The organism is Phycisphaerae bacterium (assembly GCA_035275405.1).
In the GTDB taxonomy this organism is placed as follows: Bacteria; Planctomycetota; Phycisphaerae; order UBA1845; family UTPLA1; genus DATEMU01.
Genome location: DATEMU010000007.1, coordinates 345,075 through 362,792, shown reverse-complemented (window position 1 = coordinate 362,792; position 17,718 = coordinate 345,075). Strand labels below are relative to the sequence as shown.

The 17,718-nt window shown below is 59.6% G+C and carries 11 protein-coding genes; 4 read left to right on the top strand and 7 right to left on the bottom strand.

All coding sequences use genetic code 11. From position 1 onward, the window contains the following. Positions 1-163 precede the first annotated feature (163 nt). Complete coding sequence (locus VJZ71_10685) at positions 164-2,077, bottom strand: AAA family ATPase (GenBank protein ID HKQ48526.1); 1,914 nt, start codon at positions 2,075-2,077, stop codon at positions 164-166. Between the two features lie 2,109 nt (positions 2,078-4,186). Next, entirely contained in the window at positions 4,187-5,116 is a 930-nt protein-coding gene (locus tag VJZ71_10680; GenBank protein ID HKQ48525.1) for a hypothetical protein, read from the bottom strand. A gap of 343 nt (positions 5,117-5,459) precedes the next feature. On the opposite strand from VJZ71_10680, the gene VJZ71_10675 reads away from it, so the two are divergent. Further along, positions 5,460-5,834 carry a hypothetical protein gene (locus VJZ71_10675; protein HKQ48524.1) on the top strand — a complete coding sequence of 125 codons (375 nt, stop codon included), beginning with the start codon at positions 5,460-5,462 and terminating at the stop codon, positions 5,832-5,834. An 11-nt stretch (positions 5,835-5,845) separates the two neighbouring features. Here the strand turns inward: VJZ71_10675 and VJZ71_10670 are convergent, their stop codons facing one another. After that, positions 5,846-8,686: a pitrilysin family protein gene (locus VJZ71_10670; GenBank protein HKQ48523.1), complete on the bottom strand. Its 2,841-nt coding sequence runs from the start codon at positions 8,684-8,686 to the stop codon at positions 5,846-5,848. Between the two features lie 1,023 nt (positions 8,687-9,709). On the opposite strand from VJZ71_10670, the gene VJZ71_10665 reads away from it, so the two are divergent. Then, positions 9,710-10,987, top strand: a complete 1,278-nt coding sequence (locus tag VJZ71_10665) for an MFS transporter (GenBank protein ID HKQ48522.1) — start codon at positions 9,710-9,712, stop codon at positions 10,985-10,987. 198 nt (positions 10,988-11,185) lie between these two features. Here VJZ71_10665 and VJZ71_10660 read toward each other — a convergent pair whose 3' ends face one another. After that, positions 11,186-12,400, bottom strand: a complete 1,215-nt coding sequence (locus tag VJZ71_10660; GenBank protein HKQ48521.1) for an ABC transporter permease — start codon at positions 12,398-12,400, stop codon at positions 11,186-11,188. 4 nt (positions 12,401-12,404) lie between these two features. After that, complete coding sequence (locus tag VJZ71_10655; protein ID HKQ48520.1) at positions 12,405-13,337, bottom strand: ABC transporter ATP-binding protein; 933 nt, start codon at positions 13,335-13,337, stop codon at positions 12,405-12,407. Between the two features lie 85 nt (positions 13,338-13,422). Here VJZ71_10655 and VJZ71_10650 point away from each other — a divergent pair, with 85 nt between their 5' ends. Next, entirely contained in the window at positions 13,423-15,129 is a 1,707-nt protein-coding gene (locus VJZ71_10650; protein HKQ48519.1) for a hypothetical protein, read from the top strand. Here the strand turns inward: VJZ71_10650 and VJZ71_10645 are convergent. Beyond that, entirely contained in the window at positions 15,119-15,379 is a 261-nt protein-coding gene (locus tag VJZ71_10645) for a hypothetical protein (GenBank protein HKQ48518.1), read from the bottom strand. The two genes, VJZ71_10650 and VJZ71_10645, sit on opposite strands and share 11 nt — an antisense overlap. Positions 15,380-15,645: 266 nt before the next feature. Here VJZ71_10645 and VJZ71_10640 point away from each other — a divergent pair, with 266 nt between their 5' ends. Then, positions 15,646-16,266 (top strand): hypothetical protein, encoded by a 621-nt coding sequence (locus tag VJZ71_10640; protein HKQ48517.1) that lies wholly within the window; start codon positions 15,646-15,648, stop codon positions 16,264-16,266. Positions 16,267-16,341: 75 nt separating this feature from the next. On the opposite strand, the gene VJZ71_10635 is transcribed toward VJZ71_10640, so the two are convergent. After that, positions 16,342-17,688, bottom strand: coding sequence for a nucleotide sugar dehydrogenase (locus tag VJZ71_10635; GenBank protein HKQ48516.1), 1,347 nt, complete (start codon positions 17,686-17,688; stop codon positions 16,342-16,344). Between the last annotated feature and the right edge of the window lie 30 nt (positions 17,689-17,718).

The following is a 17,718-nucleotide window of genomic DNA, read 5'->3' as shown; positions in this document are numbered from 1 at the left end:
GCGCAGCGTCACCTGCGCACAGAATCAACGGCGGGACGGAGGATTCCTAAACCGCCTCTCAATTTAACCCTAGTCAATAATCGGGGGTCCCACATCGAGCCCGCGTGCAATGGGCAACACATTACTTGGAGACAATTCTCGCATCAACCAGCCAACCCCTCTCTCACTGTCTAAAGCGACTCTTGATTGACCCGGCCCGGGCCTGGTCTAGCCTTGTAATTACATCGCTCTCATGCCCAACAACACATAAAAATGCCGGTTTAATCGGATCGCCGGAGAAGTATCTCCTCATCTGTTGACAATCCTGCCGGAAGCCGTCCGGCATCACATACAAGTATCGCCAGCAACTAAAGGTGAGTCTCGTTGACCGAGCTATGTACTTTTCAGCAGCCTGAATAGCTGCAAATGCCTCTTCACTCTTCCCGACGATCCAATTTGCTAATGCAAGGCACTGATAATAGTTTGCCCCTTTGAGTTTGTTTTCGATCGCTCCTTGCATGTCCATCTCGACAATTTTTTGGAACAGCTCCTTAGGAACATTTCCCGATGTTGCCCATTCTGCAATTGCGAAATTGAATACATCTGGAATTCCCCACCGTTCGCGAATAGGGTTGTTACCGACGATTTCCTTGATTGCTTCGGAATAATTACCGACGGCAATTAAGGCGAGAACATAGTCAGTTCGCAGGTAGACCTGTTCGGTCACTTTGAGCTCTGGATCTTGCAACAGGTCCTTTAACATTAACTTGCAAGGCAGCGCTCCCTCTCTACTTGCAAGCAGTTCTTCAGCGATAAGCCTTTTTGCATCGTTATTCAGCAACTGAATTCCAACCTGTGTGGGCACCGAAGACAGTAGCCCCGGGCACACATTCACGAGAATTCTGATGCTTCGAGTTGCTTGTTGCGAGGTGAGTCCAGGATTGGAAAGAACATCCTGTACATCTTGCGCCGCCGCCTCGGTGTTCTTTCCGAAGTAACTCGATGCCGCAGCTCGCTCTAGGAGCGCATCAGTATTACGGTACCCGAGTTCAATTGCCTTGTTCAAGAGTTCATAAGCGATTTCGTGTTGGGTTTCACTCGAATAAAGCATTGCGACGTGATAGATAACTTCGGGGTCCTGTTCGTATCGTTCAAGGATACGGTCAATTCGCTCCTCGCGCCGGCTATTCAATACACGGAAGCGTGAAGCGGCAGATTTTTCTGTCATTGCCCGAATAAAGCTAATGACTCCAGCACGGTCGTCGACGTTCGAAGTGACAATTTCATCCAACAGTTGTTTGTATTCTCTTGTGAGGCGGCTCTTGGGGTGTTCCAAGGAAAAAATTGTTTGTTCAATTAGTGAGATGTGCGGATAATGATGTATTACGCTCGCAAGTTTTTGGTACTCAAGCTCCGAGCGAAACTCCTCTCGCCTTGACCGCAGTGTATCTGTCTCATCATCAAGATCGGGGACATTCGACATCGCGAAGTGAAGCTCAACCGATTGACCCGGGCGCTTATCCGATTCCGCGCGAATATCGTGAACGATGCTGCGCAACCCCGCAAGATTCTGCGAATTAGGAAAAAAAAGGACTACAACCGCATCTGGAAGTTGGCGGGTGCATATCCCCTGTACATCGGTATGGCCTGTGCGAGAGTCAATAAGGAGATAGTCAGGATCAAGCGTTTTCTTAATTTGCGCTTTGAGATCTTCCAGAAGCAGATAGCCATTGGCTGCTCGATACAAATACTGCCAATCGATTGAGGATAGTTTTGTATGATAGTCGTCTTGATCACTGAGTCCTGCCGGCATCACCCATAGGCGTCCACCGTTGCGGCCTACAGCGGGGACTTCATAGACGTAGTCGTTTATCTCGGGAGCTTGGTTCGAGGAAACGAAGCGATTTACATACTCGACGACTCCAGGTCGTGGCGATTTCGGTGCAAGAGTAGAAAAAGTGTGCACGCCGGGGGCTTCCAGATCAAAGTCTATGATGGCAACTCGTCTTCCCGTCTGCGCCAATTCGGCCGCGATGTTGACGAGTGCGAGTGTCCGGCCAACACCCCCCTTAAATGAGTAGAATGTTACAGTGTACATGCAATTGCCCTGCACCCGCTCAAGGAAAATTGGTCTGCACGTCGCATAACGTCTTCAGTTATCACGAGTACGCGAAGTTGCGTTTCTTTTTTAGGAGCGAACCCGGATGAAAACTGTGGCGTCGCGCTTCCAGCGCGATCGCGTAGCCGACTTACATTATCATTAAAACCGAGCAAATAAAGATACTGGTCGTAGGCCGAGTTTTGAACTAGTGAACCCCGCTCCCATCGTCCTAGCGTCGCTTCGCCCAACTTTGTTAGTCTAGCGAAGTCTGCGCGGCTGAGATCGTGGAGCTTTCGAAGTCGTTGGATTTGGCGAGGCGTAAGAACCCCCAAGTGGCGACAAACTGCATCATGCTTAATTTCTTCGGATTCAGTATCGAGAAACTCCGCCCCACACGAAGAGCAAGTCCGAACCGGGACCTTTACAGTAAGCGTAGCGGCTTCGTCGCCGCTTCCGTATAGGAATGAATGGTCGACGATGGTGGTCGTAACGGAGTTTTCGCCGCAAAGGCTACATCGGATCGCGTCCGACTCATTAATCGTGCCATTGTCATTAGTTTCATTCATAGGTCGCTCCAACTCTAAGAGGCGCCCTTGCTTTGGTGAAAGCTGCGCCCGTGAATTGTTCCTGAACCTAATTGCAGTTTGATGTATATCTTTTGGGGCGTGGCCTCTACAATCAGAACGTATCCAAACCGTCCAGGAGGCTTTTTCAGCAGCACTTCTTTAAGAGGCGGAATACTGTCCGCCAGTAGCTCCTCAACGAATTCCCACGCGCCGACTTCGGTGAAATATTCTCCGCTTCTGGGGTCGACACATTGCGTGGGTTGCCATTCGGTTGGACACTCAGGACTCCATTTCGTTGTTCGAGCCCCTTTGCCTCTCCTCACAACCGCTAACAACTCTCGGCGAACTCTTGCGAGACGCTGTTCATTCGAATCAGCCGAGTCCGCTGAGAGGGCATCTGTAGATGTCTTGCCGGATGTGGTTTTTTGATCATCTCGCATACCATCGACAGATCATATGATCTAATGGACATATTTGTCAACAACTATTTACTATCAAATGATCTGGTCCCATAATAAAGATTGCTTTGCGATGTATAATGGCAAAGAAAAATTTCCATAACGCCCGTTGCAATAATTAGTTACGCCGGATGAACCATCCTCGACAGTTGCTGGCCTGGAATCCCTAACACCGTCCCCGTGGCAGAGTTTACGCAAGGTCTACTCGCTGGGGCGAGCGGTGCGACGACTCGCCGACGACCCGGTCAACATCCCGGTTCCCCGTTTCCGCCAGAGGGAGCGCTGGGCAAGTGTAGTGGTCAGAGGCAAAAGAGAAGGCAGGCCGTGTATCCCGTCGAAACCCCGACGGCCACGGCCCCGGAGATTCCCCGCCATGAACACGAAAATTCAACAATATCAGCCTGATTCAACCACTTCGTTTTTTTTCGCGCGCCGCGCCCTCAGGCCCCACGCCTCAGGTCTCAAGCCCCAAGCCTTCAGGTTTGCGCTCGTTTGCGCTCAATTGCGCTTCGAGAAAAACTGCGACAGGAGTTTACCCGCTCGCCCTGTCGAGTCGCCGTGGCGACCGGGGCGGGTGGACCACTTTGTTCGCTCAATTTCGCTCAATTTCGGCCCCCTCCCTCTCCCCTGTTCGCCTCTCCCCTGCTCCACTGCTCTGTGGCCCGTTCCGCATGGTCCCCCTGGTTCCACCAAGCAAAAAAACAACTCGTCTCGGTGTCCCTGTGTCTCGGTGGTGCATCCCCATCCGCGTCCATCGGCGCCATCTGCGGACCCGTTCCGCCTCGTTCCGTCCTGTTCCACCAACAAAAAAAGAAACCCAGTTTCGGCCCAGCCCTCCGTGCCCTAGTGCCTTCATCCCCTATCCGGATCTGCGCCCATCTGCGCCATCTGTGGATCCGTCTTGTTTCACCAACAAAAACAATCTCTGTGTCCTCGGAGCCTCTGTGGTGAACCTCTATGGGCGCGCGGAGCCCCCGCCTCGCTTTCGCCGGTCGCTTTTCAGAATTGTGGATCGAACCTTCGCCCGGAGTTCACCCGGTGTTTACCCGCCAGGGCGGGCGGCGAGACTTCCGAGGGGCGTGTCACGGATTCGGGTTATGGACGATCTGGTCCGCCTCGTTCGACACCTGCCAGACCACCTGGTTCCGCGCGTCGTTCAGCGAATCGCTCGCCCGGTCCAGGACCGTCGCGATGATCGTACCCCCCGCCACGAATTGGAACGGCTGGACGACGTCATCGGTGAAGCTCTCATCCAACCGCCACTCCGGAGCGGTCCCCGCCCCCGAGTTGCACACCGTCCCCTGGATATGGTCGGCGTCGACGGCCTTGCCGATCGGCAGGTTGCCCGGTGCGGCGCCCGAATACACAAACCCGCGCTGCGTGCACAGATCGCCGCCGAGGCAGGTGAAGTTCGGGTCCGTATCGCCGAAGACGATCAGTTCCGGCAGCGGAACAAACGTCCCGCCATTGTCGCGCCGGCGAAGCGAGATCGTCGTCGCCGTCGACGGGTCGCCGCCCACATTGGCCGGCAGCGACTGCTCCGGAAGCTCGTTGATCCCGAAATCCATCACCAGGAGCCGATTGCCCGAGAGCAGCGTGATCACGTCGCAGCCGATGTTGAAGGTGTTCCCCGAGCCCGTGGGAATCGCGTCGGTGTAGCCCGCGTTGAGATAGTTCTGCACCTCGGCGTCGCAGACGAATCCGCCCGTCCCGGCGGAGGCGACAAAGGTCATCGCGTAGCGCACGCGCTGTTGGGCCTGATTGGTCAGGGAGACCGTGATCCCCCTGAGCGCCGCATCCAGCTCGCAGACCGACCCGATGGCGTCTCCATCGCCGGGCTGCGTCGTCGGCGGCGGCTCCGGCGGTGGTCCCGGTCGCGGGGTGATGTTCGAGGCGAACTGCGCCGCCAGAAACGGACTCATGCCCCCGCAGCCCCAGACAATGGCGCTGACGGCGGCGATCAGGGCGATGAACACGCCCGGCATCGAAAGTCGACGCAAAAGGGATTTCATTTTCACGCCTCCTTGAAGGCTGGAGTCTTACATCCTCGTTCACGAGGGCGGGCGGCGACGTTCAGCGGCTCACCCCATCGGGCGGGCCTGTCGCCGGTCGCCTCGGCGCGTCCGACCCTGGCGGGACGGACTTCCCAGGCGGGTAGGTCGGTCGTCTTCTCCCCGGAAGGACCTCTTCTCGACCGCTCATCCGATTGTACCGCCTCCCCCGGTGCGAAGCAACGGCCGGGGGGTCGTCAATCGGTGCCAAATCTCAGTTTCTTTGGGGGCCTTCAGCCCGGCCACCAACCAGCGCCAGACCGGTAGAATTATGGGGTGCAGTAATCAACAGGGTGGTCCCAGAATGTCGGAAGACTTTTGGGGAATCGACGACCCGCAAGAGGTGGAGCGCATCGAGCATGCAATCAACGCCCGTACGCAATCGCACTTTCGCGTCATCTTCTACCTCGGCGGCTTCGGCGCCGTGGCGGCGGCAATAGGCAAGCTCCTCGGGCCCCATTACCCCGTCCTTGCAGTCATCGCATCGATCGCGGTGTTCCTCTTTGGGCTACTGACTCACATTGCCTGCGAAGTCTCGAGATACGAGAGGGCCAAGGCGGAAGTCCTGACATCGATGGGCCGCTGCCTGAACTGCGGATACAAACTCGAACCGCACACGGAGTCGTCCTGCCCGGAATGTGGGCGCACCAGAGACTCACCTGCACAGCCCCTTCAATAATCAAAACACAGCTAACCCTGTTCCTCCGTCGGCTCCGCCTCCTTCTTTTCTTCCGGCGTTTGGGTGGGCTGGTTCACCACCGTGACCGGGGCGATCTTCTCGAGGCTCTCCTTGACCTTCGACGCCTCGCCCACGACGACGATCGACAGCTTCTTGGGGTCGATCAGCCTGTCCGCGGCCTTCTTCACGTCCTCGCCCGTCGTCGCCTTCACGCCCGCGAGGTACTTCTGGAGATAGTCCTCGGGCAGGCCCTGCGTCTCGATCATCCACAGGTCGCTGACCGTCGCCTCCGGCGTCTCGCGGTCGCCGGGGAAGGAGCCGCTGATGTAGGTCTTGGTGTCGTCCACCTCCTCCGCCGTCGGAAGCGTGCCGCGCATCTTGTCGATCTCAGACAGGATTTCCTTGACCGTATCGGCGGTCGTCGGCGTCTTGGTGAAGGTGCTCACGGTGAATTCGCCGGCGAAGCGCCGCGCGTTGATGCCGCCGCGGGCACCGTAGGTCAGGCCCTTGTCGACGCGGATGGCCTTGTTGAGGCGGCTGTTGAACCCGCCGCCGAAGATCTGGGCCATGACCCGCGAGGCGAAGTACATCGGGTCCGCGCGGGTGATGCTCAAATGCCCCACGCGAATCTGGCTCTGCACCGAGCCCGGCCGATCGACCAGGTAGATGTGCGTCGCGCTTCGCTCGGGGATCGCCGCGATCCTGGGCGGCGTGAAGTCGCCTTTGACCTTCCAGTCGCCGAGGTGTTTTTCGGCCAGCTTGAACCCGTCGGACGGCGTGATGTCGCCGGCCAGATAGAAAACGGCGTTCTCCGGCCGCACGTGCTCCGCCCACCACGCTTTCATCGCGTCGAGGGTGATATTGTCGAGGTCCTCCAGTTCGCCCGAGGTCGTGCGGCTGTAGGGGTGCTCGCCGTAAAGCTGCCGGCGCAGTTCGCGCTCCGCCAGATACTCCGGCGTCCGCGTGGAGACCAGCAGCCCCATGCGCGTCTGCTTCTGCATGATGTCGAATTCATCCTTGGGGAACGTCGGATTCTCAATCACATCGCGCAGGAGTTCCGCCGCGAGGTCCAGCTTGGGGAGCAGCGCCGACCCGCCGACCCGCGCGCTGTCCATGTCCGCCGAGCCATAAAGGGAGATGGCATTGGATTCCAGGATCTCCGCCAGCTCCTTCGCGCTGCGCGACGTGGTTCCCTTGGTGAGCAGGCCCATCGTCGCACTGGCCACGCCCGGCTTCGTCTCGGTCCATGCCCCGCTCTTGAAGGAGAGCGACATCGATACCATCGGCACTTCATGATTGCTCACCACCACGACGCGCAGACCGTTGGCCAGCGTCTTGTCCGTGTGCGGCACCTCGGGAAAGTCGGCCAGCAACTCCGCCTTCGGCGGTTCGGCGGGAAAGTCGGACGGTCGCTTGGCCTCCGCCTTCGGGCCGGTCCGCTGGGCGACGCGGTTGGTCCCGTCGTCTTCGACCGGCGGCCGATTATCCGGATCGTCCTTTGACTCCTTGTCGCCCTTGAGCAGCGAGCCGATCATGCCGCCGGCGCTTGGTTCGATGGAGACATTGATCACGCCCTCGCGCGGGAGGTACTTCTTAGCCACACGTTTCACGTCGTCGAGCGTGACGGCGTCGATCTCGGCGAGCCGGCGATTGATCCGCTCGGCATCGCCCCAGAGCACGGCGTATTGACCGAGCAGGCGGGCCTTGTTCGCGACGGACAGCGCCCCAAAGACCTCGTCGCGGCGCTGCTGGTTCTTCATCTTCTCCAACTCCGCCCCGGTGATGCCCTCTTCGCGGACATCCTTGATGTGCTTCTTGATGGTCTTCATCAGCTCCTTCTTGTCGCCGAAGGGCAGCAGGACGCCGCCGGCCGCGGCCAGACCGCCTCCCTCGAAACCAAAGGCCCCGGCGAGCGCGACCTGGGCGATCTTCTTGTCCTTGACGATGTCCCAATAGAGCCGGCTGGACTCACCGCCGCCGAGCGCGCCCATGAGAATCTCCAGGGGAAGCGCGTCAGCGTGACTCTCGGGGACCGTCAGGTAGGCGACGCCGAGAATGGGTAGCGGCCCTTTGTCTTCCGGCAGCTTGATCGTCTGTGTCTTCGTCGGAGGCTCGATCTTGCACTGCGGCCGAGGGGGCTGCGGACATGGGGGAATCCACTCGAAGTATTTCCTGGCCAGCGACTGCACGTCCGCGTGCTTGACCGCCCCAACGACGACGAGCGTCGCATTGTTGGGCGCGTAATACTTGTCCCAGAAGGCGGAGACGTCCTCGACCCTGGTTTGGCGAAGGTGCGCGATCTGCCCGCCGGGCGTCCAGCCGTAGCAATGCTCGCCGAAGACTTTTTCAAGAAGGCGCTCGGGCACGCGGCCATAGGGGCGGTTGTGGCCCATGCGGAGTTCTTCTTCGACGACCTTGCGTTCCGTCTCGAAGCCTTTCTTGTCGATTTTGAGAAAGGCCATCCGCTCGGATTCGAGCCACAAGGCGAGTTCAAGCTGGTTCGAAGGAATCTCCTCTACGTACACCGTTTGGTCGAAAGCGGTGTACGCATTGCAGTCGCCGCCGACGCGGCGGATGTTGTCGAAATGCGCCGTCTCGCTCAGCCGGTCAGTCCCGCGAAACATCATGTGCTCGAACATGTGCGCGAAGCCCTGGCGACCTTCTTCCTCGTTCTTCGAGCCGACGTGGTACCAGACCTGCACAGCGGCGATCGGGCAGGAGAAGTCCTCCAGCGTGATCACCTTCATGCCGTTCTTGAGTTCGATCTGTTGGAACGGGTAGCGACGATCGGCGGCGAGGGCGGGGGACGCTGAAAAGACGAGGGCGCACAGGGCGAGAACGAGACGCTTCATGACGAATGACTCCTGAATTAGGCTTCGGTAGATGCCGATGCCGTTAGTTAGAACGCACTGCAGGCGGTCGTTTCACACGTTAGTATGCGACCAGCCTTGAGGCAATGCAACGAGATGGCGAATGGCCGTTCAAGCCCAAGTACTCACACACCCATTACTTGGTGTCATTTTCCGGTGGCCTGAATGCTAATGAGCTCTCTGGAATTGGCTCATCGATGACGGGGTTGAACGTCCGACGGCCCCGCCTTTCGTGCGTGATATAGCTGTTCACGTCCTCGACTCGGCGAACAAGGAATTGCCGACTATCTACCCAAATAGTGGCAGATGTGCTCTTCCCGCGCCCCGCGACAACATAGCAATTGTGGCCGTCTACTGTTTTGTCTTCTAGTCGCATTAAGTTCCTTAGGCCGGAAATGCCTGGGCCATGCACCTCGCCGGGCATCAATAACATCACAACGGTGTGCTCTCCTCCAACGGAGATCGGCGGATCAATTGCCTTATCAAGAGATGCTCGATCAATGATCTTTCTCCCTTTGTTGCCTCCCCACCAAGTCTTGACCTGTTGGCCGTTTCGCCAGATGATTTGTCGAACCTCGTTAGCGCGCTTTTTGTCCCACTCTTGATATCGAAACTGGCCAGGACGGACGAATGCCGTCGTGAACTCCCTTGTTCGTTCCAGCCTCAGAGGGCTTTCTCGACTATTTCCTTCCAAGTAACCGGTGTCCCGATACGTTTTGCACTTGGAGTAAACCTCCCTAGTTCGCCTGAGGATCTCTTCTGCCGTTAGCTCAGATGAGGGCTGGCTGGTTGTGGATTGAGAAATAGGAGGGGGACATACAAACAAAACGATCGCAATCCCAGTCGACGTCAGGCAACCGACTTGCATTTGAAGCATGGGAGGCTCCATCTTGAAAAGATCGTAATACGATCAAGGCAACTGTCCTTACATCTTATCGATCACAGAGCCACCAATCACACCTCCCATGCTTTGACCGGGCGGTCCCTGGCCGATAGCGTCTTACTATGTCCGGTGGCACTCGCACCCCCGAACACGCTTGGCGTTCATTCCTCGGCCTGAACGCCTCCACCTTCGCCCTCCTCGCCGCGATCCTCTTCATCACCGCCAGCACCGAACTCTGGTCCCCGCTGATCCCGCAATACCTCAAAGAGCTTCGGCGGCAGGCTCAATCAGGCGATCCCTGGTTCATCCTCCTGATCGGCCTCTATGGCTTTTATCGCGATGGTCTCGAAGCGATCAACTACTACGCAGGCGGGGCGATCGGCGGTTGGCTCAATACGCGTCGCGCGCTGCTCCTCTTCAACGTCCTCCCCCTCGTCGGCCTGACGATCATCCTGCTCTGGCAAACGCCGCTCGCCGTCTTCGTCGCGATTCCTTTCATCTTCGTCTGGGATTCGATTGCCGGCCCGGCCACGATCACCGTCGTCGGCGACGCCATCCCGCCGGATCGGCGGACAATGGCGTTTTCGCTGCAAGCCATCTTTCGCCGTGTCTCGCGGATCTTCGCCTACTTCCTCAGCGGCCTACTCGTTTGGCAATTCGGCAGCGTCGGCGGTGTCCAAGCCGACATCGTCGTGTCGATCGTGCTCATCCTCCTGGCCATCGGGATGCAGGCCCGCTTCATGCGGACCGCCAGCCGCGACGCGCAGATGTCGATGCACCGACCGAGACATCTGCTGCGCCAGTTTCCCGCCGATCTGAAGCGCCTCCTCGCCGCAGACATCTTCGCCCGCTGGGCCGAGGGGCTGGCCGGGCCGTTCATCATCCTCTACTGCGTGCCGATCCTCTCGGAAAACCTCGCCACCGGCGCGGCCCTCTACCAATCGCTGCTGCTCAATATCCAGGCGGCGGTCAACATCCTGCTCTACGTGATCATCGGCCCTCTCGCCAGCCGCGAAGGCCTCGCCAAGAAACCCTTCATCGGCCTCACCTTCATCTTCTTCGCACTGTTTCCCGTCAGTCTCGCGGTGCTAGGCCCTACGCTCGGAACGATCGGGCTGGCACTCGCCTTCGTCATCGGCGGCCTGCGCGAGATCGGCGAACCGGCGCGCAAGGCGATGATCGCCGACCTCGTTCCACCGGACGTGAGGACCCAGGCCATCGGCCTCTACTGGAGCGTCCGCAGCGCGGCGGTCATGTGGGCCTCCCCGGTCGGGGCCGTCGCGTGGATTGTCGGTGATCGCATCTCGCCGGGCATCGGGCCGCTGGCGACGTTTTCGCTGGCAAGTTTCGTCGGATTGGCGGGGGCGGCCCTGTTTTTTACCCGGTTTGGGCGGTCCTGACAGAACTCCGCAAGATTTTCGCAAATCCGCCTCTCAATCGTGTCAGATTCCGCCACGAACGGGGTATGGGTAATAGAGATTGGAGAAGGTTTCCCTGTCCGGAGGCCCGCGTATCTCGGGCCAATAGGGCCCGGTGGGCGCCGAAGCGCGCGTCGAGCGGAACGACACTTTGGCCAAGGCGCCCACCAAATATTGGCTTCATGCCGTCGGTCCGCTGCGCATTCGTCGGCCCAGGAGCGCGCTGCCAATAATCGCGGAGACCGCCGCGACGGCAAGCAGGACGCCGCAAGGACGCGCCAATCCCGCGAGCCCTTCAAACGACAGCACGCTCATGAACGCGTCGTAGGACTGGCCGTTGATGGTGAAGAGCCCAAACTTCTGCATCCACTCCGGCATGACGTGGCGCGGGACCATGCTCCCGCCGATCGCGCTCATGGCGAGAATCACGATCGTCCCGACCGCGTCGATCTGCTCCGGCGTCCGGCACAGCGCGCCGAGGAACAAACCGAATCCGATCGTGGCCGCCGCCGTGCAGAGCGTGACGGCAAAGAGACCGCCGGTGATCTGCCAGATGGCGACGTCGAAGACGAGCCACGCGTAGATATACATCACGTAGCACTGAATCATTTGCACCAGCAGCATGTTGGTCAGTCCGCCGAGCAGCAGGTGCGAGGAGTGGATCGGGGCAGCCGTCAGCCGGCGAATCTCGCCGCTCTTGATCGAGTCCAATATCCCGCGCGCCGCACCGGCCGCGCTGAAGAGGAGAAACATCGGCACGATCCCCGCGAGAAAAGCGTGCTCTGCCGCGTTCTTCATCCGCTTCACTTGGACCGTTTTCCGGTCGATCTTTACCAGCATCCGCTCATCCAGCTCCGCGGGGCCGCTCGTCGCCGGCTTTTCCTTTCCGATGTTGAACATGCTGGTGAAGAGCTGCCGGCCGGCCGCCATCTGCACCAATCCGCCGACGATCTGCGGCTCGATCGGCTCCAATTCGTCGTAGTACATCACGATTCCCGCGTGATGGTCCGGCCGGTGGAGCATGTTGGGCGACTCGTGAAAGCCTTTGGGAATGACGAGTGCGACGCGATACGTCCCACGGCGGCGAATCGCGTCGATGGCTGCCTCGGCGGTCAGCGGCGGGCTGCCCTCCGTACCATCCATCGTCCGGATGACTTTCATATTGGTCGCGGAGAGCGACTCGATCATTTGCCGCGAGGCGTCGCTCTGGTCTTCGTCGACCACTGCCACGCGAAACGGGCGGCCGGTTCCCGCTGGACCGCTGAAGATGTTGGTAAAGACGGTGTAGAGGACGATGCCGGGCAGGAAGATGACGGCGAGCGTCGCCTTGGAGCGGCCGAGGATGAGCAGGTCCTTGCCCGCGATGATGGCGATGATTCGAAGCGAGCGCAGCACGTCGTTAATCCCTCAGTGCCCGGCCGGTCAGTTCCAGGAAAACGTCTTCCAGATTCGGCTCGGCGAGGCGAAGGGCCGTCGGATGCAGGCCCAACGTCTCCGCGGCCTTGGCCGCCTTCAAGAGCACCTGTTCACCCTGCGGCACGGTCAGGTGCGCAGCAGTCTCCTTCACGGTCCAGGCTACATCACCCAGGGCGGCCGCCAGCTTTTCGGCGGCGGCAGGTGTCATGTCCAGGGCGTCGACGATGAGCGCGACTTTCTTATTCGTCGCCCGGACCAGTTCATCGAGCGTCCCCATCGCCAGGATCTTTCCGTGGTCGATGATCGCGGTGCGCCGGCAGAGCCGCTGCGCTTCTTCCATGTAGTGCGTCGTGTAAAGGATCGCCTTTCCGCCGGCGGCGAGCTTTTCGACGACTTCGAAGATGTACGCCCGCGCCTGCGGATCGACGCCCGCCGTCGGCTCATCCATGAGTATGAGATCGGGATCGTGCAAGAGCGCGGCGGCGATGTTGAGCCGGCGTTTCATGCCGCCGGAAAAGGTCTTGACCAGATGGTCCGCGCGATCGCTCAGCCCCACGTCGGCCAGGGCCTGGTTCGTTCGGGTGCGAAGGAGGGGCCCGCCAAGATCGTAGAGTCGTCCAAGGAAGTGCAGGTTCTCGCGGGCGGTCAGCCGATCCGCCAGGCTGATTTCCTGCGGCACATACCCGATCTTCCGCTTGTACTCCGTCGAGCGGGAGATCGGCACGCCGCTAACCGACACGGCGCCGCCATCGGCCTCCAGCGTCGTCGCGATAATGTTGATGGTCGTGGACTTGCCCGCCCCGTTGGGCCCGAGCAGGCCAAAGATCTCGCCGACATTGATGCTGAAGCTGACCTCGTCGACGGCACGCAGCACGCCATAAGACTTTTGAAGTTGTTGAACATCAAGAATGGGCAAGGCGTTGCTCCCATCGGCAATCGAGGCGACGATTCTAAGGGTTGCTGTTCGCCATGCGAGTGAGAATCCTCGCCGAGGATGGATTGTGCCGACTCCCTCCATTATTTCTTCTCTGACCAGGCTTCGCACGTCTTTCGGTCGAACACAGCGCTCGGCGAAACGGCGATGGCTGGCGCAAGCGTCGCGGATGCCGATCGACGATCCGCGGGCGATCCGTAACTACCACGACGCTTTGCTGTTCGTGATCGCCCATCCGGATGATCGCTCGGTCCTTCGCCAGGTCGATCGAGAACTTCTCCGTATCCGCCGTGTTGTCCAATCCAGGACGAGCGGTCAGGTCCGACGCCTGGAGAACAGCGGAATCGCCGGGTCCCACGTCGTCTGTCCTTTCTCGCTGGATATCTGCCGATGGTTGACGAATCAATTCGGACGCGAGGTCCGCCTCGAATGGGAAAATGACGACGGTAGCGAAAGCTTTGGCGAATTTCTGAATCACCTGGCGGCGCCCGTGGAGCGCGACGGTCTCCTGTGCGAACGGCTGTCCACTCGGGAATGGATTCGCGTGGCGGCGGGTCGCGGTCGGGCAGACTTGTCGTGGCTGATCCAACAGGTCGATGCCATGCCGGCCTCGGAGGTCGTTCGCGAACAGGCGTTCGATACGCTCGATCTCGCCGTCCGTTGGTCGCTGCGGGGTCGGCGATCGTCGAGGACGTTGGTGCGCTTCCCGCCTCGGCCCCTCCATTGGCAGACGGGCGACTTCCTTCGTTCTCCCAACGCCGAAACCATCCTTGAACAAAGCGTGCCTGCGGCCCGTCCCCTGCCCGCCACGAACGCTCGCGCGGTCCTCGACGCCTGCCGCGCGACACTGTGCGTTCGCCGCCGCGAAATCGACACGTTGACCTATGCGAACGATCGGGAGGTCTATTTGTTTCGGCAGGAACACGGCATTGACATCGCCGTTTTCGGCATGTCGCCGGATCGACGCCTGCCGATTGAAAGCTACTTCGGGTTCGTCGTCGCGCGCAACCGGGTGCCCATCGGCTATGGCGGCGGATGGGTTTTCATGGAGCGGTGTGAGATCGGCGTCAATATCTTCGACGAGTTCCGCGGCGGCGAGTCGGCGCTGGCGTTTGCCTGCGTCCTTCGCGTATTTCGTCATCATTTTCGCGCCGGCTATTTTACGGTCGATCCCTTTCAATTCGGGGCGGGGAATACCGAGGCGATCCGTTCCGGAGCGTTCTGGTTTTACTACCGGCTGGGATTTCGCCCCATCGATCCCAGGACGGCCAAGCTGGCCGAGAACGAGCATTGCCAACTTTCAAGCGATCGGAAATATCGTTGTCCGCCGTCGGCGCTGCGCCGGCTGGCCGGGGCCCGACTCCGCCTCGACCTGCGATCGGCGGCGAACGCCGCCGCGCACGCGCCGGAGATCATCGATATCGGTCTGGCGGTGACGCGGTGGATTGGAAAGCGATTCGCCGGCAATCGCAAGACGGCGGAGGCGTGGGCCGTCCGGCGAGCGAGCAAGGTATTGGGCGCCACCGGTCTGTCGCGATGGCCGGTCGAGGAGCGAAGCGCCTTTGAACGACTCAGCCCACTCGTCGCCATGACGACTTGGAGCAACCGCTGCCCCAGCGCCGATCGGAAATCACTGGTTCGCCTGATGCGCGCCAAGGGCGGCAAGACAGAGCGATCCTACGTCATGCGGTTGCAAGCGCACGAAGCCTTCAAAGGGCTGTTGGGGGAAGTCGCTAAGGCGGGCGGGCGCATCGCGAAGGGCGCTAGGCCTTGACGATCTTCTCGCGGCCCTTGCGCACCCCGACCGTCGCGTTCCGCGAGTCGATGACGAGCTTGCTGTGGTGGACGATCATGTCGTTGTCATAAGCAGTGTGGTCCGTGGAAATCAGCACGGCGTCGTAGCGCTTCAGCGTCTTGGGCGACAGCGGGATGGACTTGAGCCCGAGGTCGTGCTCACGGCCGCGATGCGTCCGGGGGATGTGCGGGTCGTTAACATACGCTTTGGAGAGATTACTGACTTCCAAAACAACCAACCGTTCACGACAAATGATAACGGCTCCTCAGCCTAACTCGCGGTTTTCTGTTACGGTCAATGCCTTCTCCATGAGAACTTTCAGATTGCGAACATCTCGTCTACCCTTATGTAATGGGCTGGAGGACGGCGACAACTATCCTCGGTGCAGCGTGCCTCGGAAGCACGGGGTGTTTAATCCCGATTCCCCTCGGAGCACTTCCGGCTCGGTGCGTAGCGAGTGGAGAGACGGTTCGGCTGGTTGATTCGGATGGGGAGGTGATTCCAAAGGATGGCCTGTTGTTAGTCAGCCGACGCCGATACCTGCGCTATTTTGGCGACGTTCCTTTTGGCTCGGTGAACAAGCTCGTGCGCATTCAGAAGGGTGAGGCGATCCTTCCGACGGAGATCGTCCTCGCGAGCCTTTGGCTCATGCCCAACGAATTCGCCATAGGAATGAACATGGCAGGCTTTTCAACGGACCCCCTTAGGGCGACACTCCATAGCCCCTGGATGTTCATCCCCATGCCGGGAGTCAGTCCCGCAGAGGAAGTCTGGCTAGTGCCGCTTGTCCGAGACTATCTCCCAGATTGCCCGCCGTATTGTGGGTCACCGTACGCAACCGGTGGCTATAAAAGCGAAAAGCGAGTCAAGGGAGCAGTCAAAATGCGCGCCGCCAAGAATACACCGACAGCTATGATTGAATTCCTGAAGTTCATTTTATTCGAGATGGAGCAACGACCCAAGAATCACGCTCGCGCATGGGGTCCGGATTTGAAGCTATCGGCAACTGATCGCCGGAGTGTGAGAGACTTCATTGAGCAAGAGTCAGAAAGACTGCTGTCGATGGATAGCCAAGAACAACATCAGGATTTTCCGCATCCTACGTCTTTACCCTAGTTCGTACCCGCCGCAAGCGTGGTTCGCTCTCTTCACGACAGCTAGACCTCGACGGCATGGTATCGCCCGCCGAATTCACGCCTTTACGATCTTCTCGCGGCCCTTGCGCACCCCGACCGTCGCGTTCCGCGAGTCGATGACGAGCTTGCTGTGGCGGACGATCATGTCGTAGTCATAAGCAGTGTGGTCCGTGGAAATCAGCACGGCGTCGTAGCGCTTCAGCGTCTTGGGCGACAGCGGGATGGACTTGAGCCCGAGGTCGTGCTCGCGGCCGCGATGGGTCCGAGGGATGTGCGGGTCGTTGTAATCGACCTTCGCCCCGCGCTCGCGGAGCAGTTCGATTAGTTCGATGCTCGGGCTCTCACGCAGATCGTCCACGTCCTTCTTGTACGCCAGACCAAGGACCAGCACGCGCGAGCCCGACAACGGCTTGCGCCGATGATTCATCGCCTCGGCGAGTTTGTTGACGACGTATTCGGGCATCGCCGTGTTGATCTCGCCCGCCAGCTCAATAAACCGTGTCGGCTCGCCGTACTGCCGGGCCTTCCATGTCAGGTAGAATGGATCGATCGGAATGCAGTGCCCGCCAAGACCGGGGCCGGGGTAGAAGGCCGAATACCCGAATGGCTTGGTCTTGGCCGCGTTAATGACCTCCCACACGTCAATGCCCATCTTGTCGAAGAGTACCTTCAGCTCGTTGACCATCGCGATGTTCACGCACCGGTAAACGTTTTCCACAATCTTCGCCGCCTCGGCGATCTCGCAGGTCGAGACCGGGACAACGCGGCTGATCGCGCCGGAGTAGAGCGCGACGGCCAACCGGCGACTCTTAGGTTCGAGCCCGCCGACGACCTTGGGGATCGTCTCCGTCGAATAGTCCTTGCGGCCGGGGTCTTCGCGCTCCGGGCTGAAGGCGAGAAAAAAATCGCGACCAGCCTTTAGTTTGCCGCCGCTTTCCAGAATCGGCTTGACGAGTTCGCGCGTCGTGCCGGGATAGGTCGTCGATTCGAGGACGACGAGCTGTCCGCGCCGCAATGTCTTCGCGACGGCCCGCGCGGTCGATTCGACGTAGCTCATGTCCGGATCGCGCGACTTGGAGAGCGGCGTCGGGACGCAGATGATGATCGCGTCGGGCTTGCGCAACTCCTTGAAGTTCGCCGTCGCGCGAAACCGCTTCGCCCGCAGGAGGCCTTCGATCATCGAGTTCGGGATGTGCTTGATATAGCTCTTGCCCGCATTGAGCATCCGCACCTTGGCGGGGTCGATGTCAAAGCCAAGGCAGCGGAAACCGGCGTTGGCGAATGTGCGGACGAGCGGAAGCCCGACGTAGCCCATGCCCATGATGCCGACGAGGGCCTTCTTGCTGCGAATCTTGCTTTCCAAGGCGGCGATATCCAATGGCGGCTCCTCCAATATCCTCATGTACGCGATGACGCGGGTGCAAGATTAGAA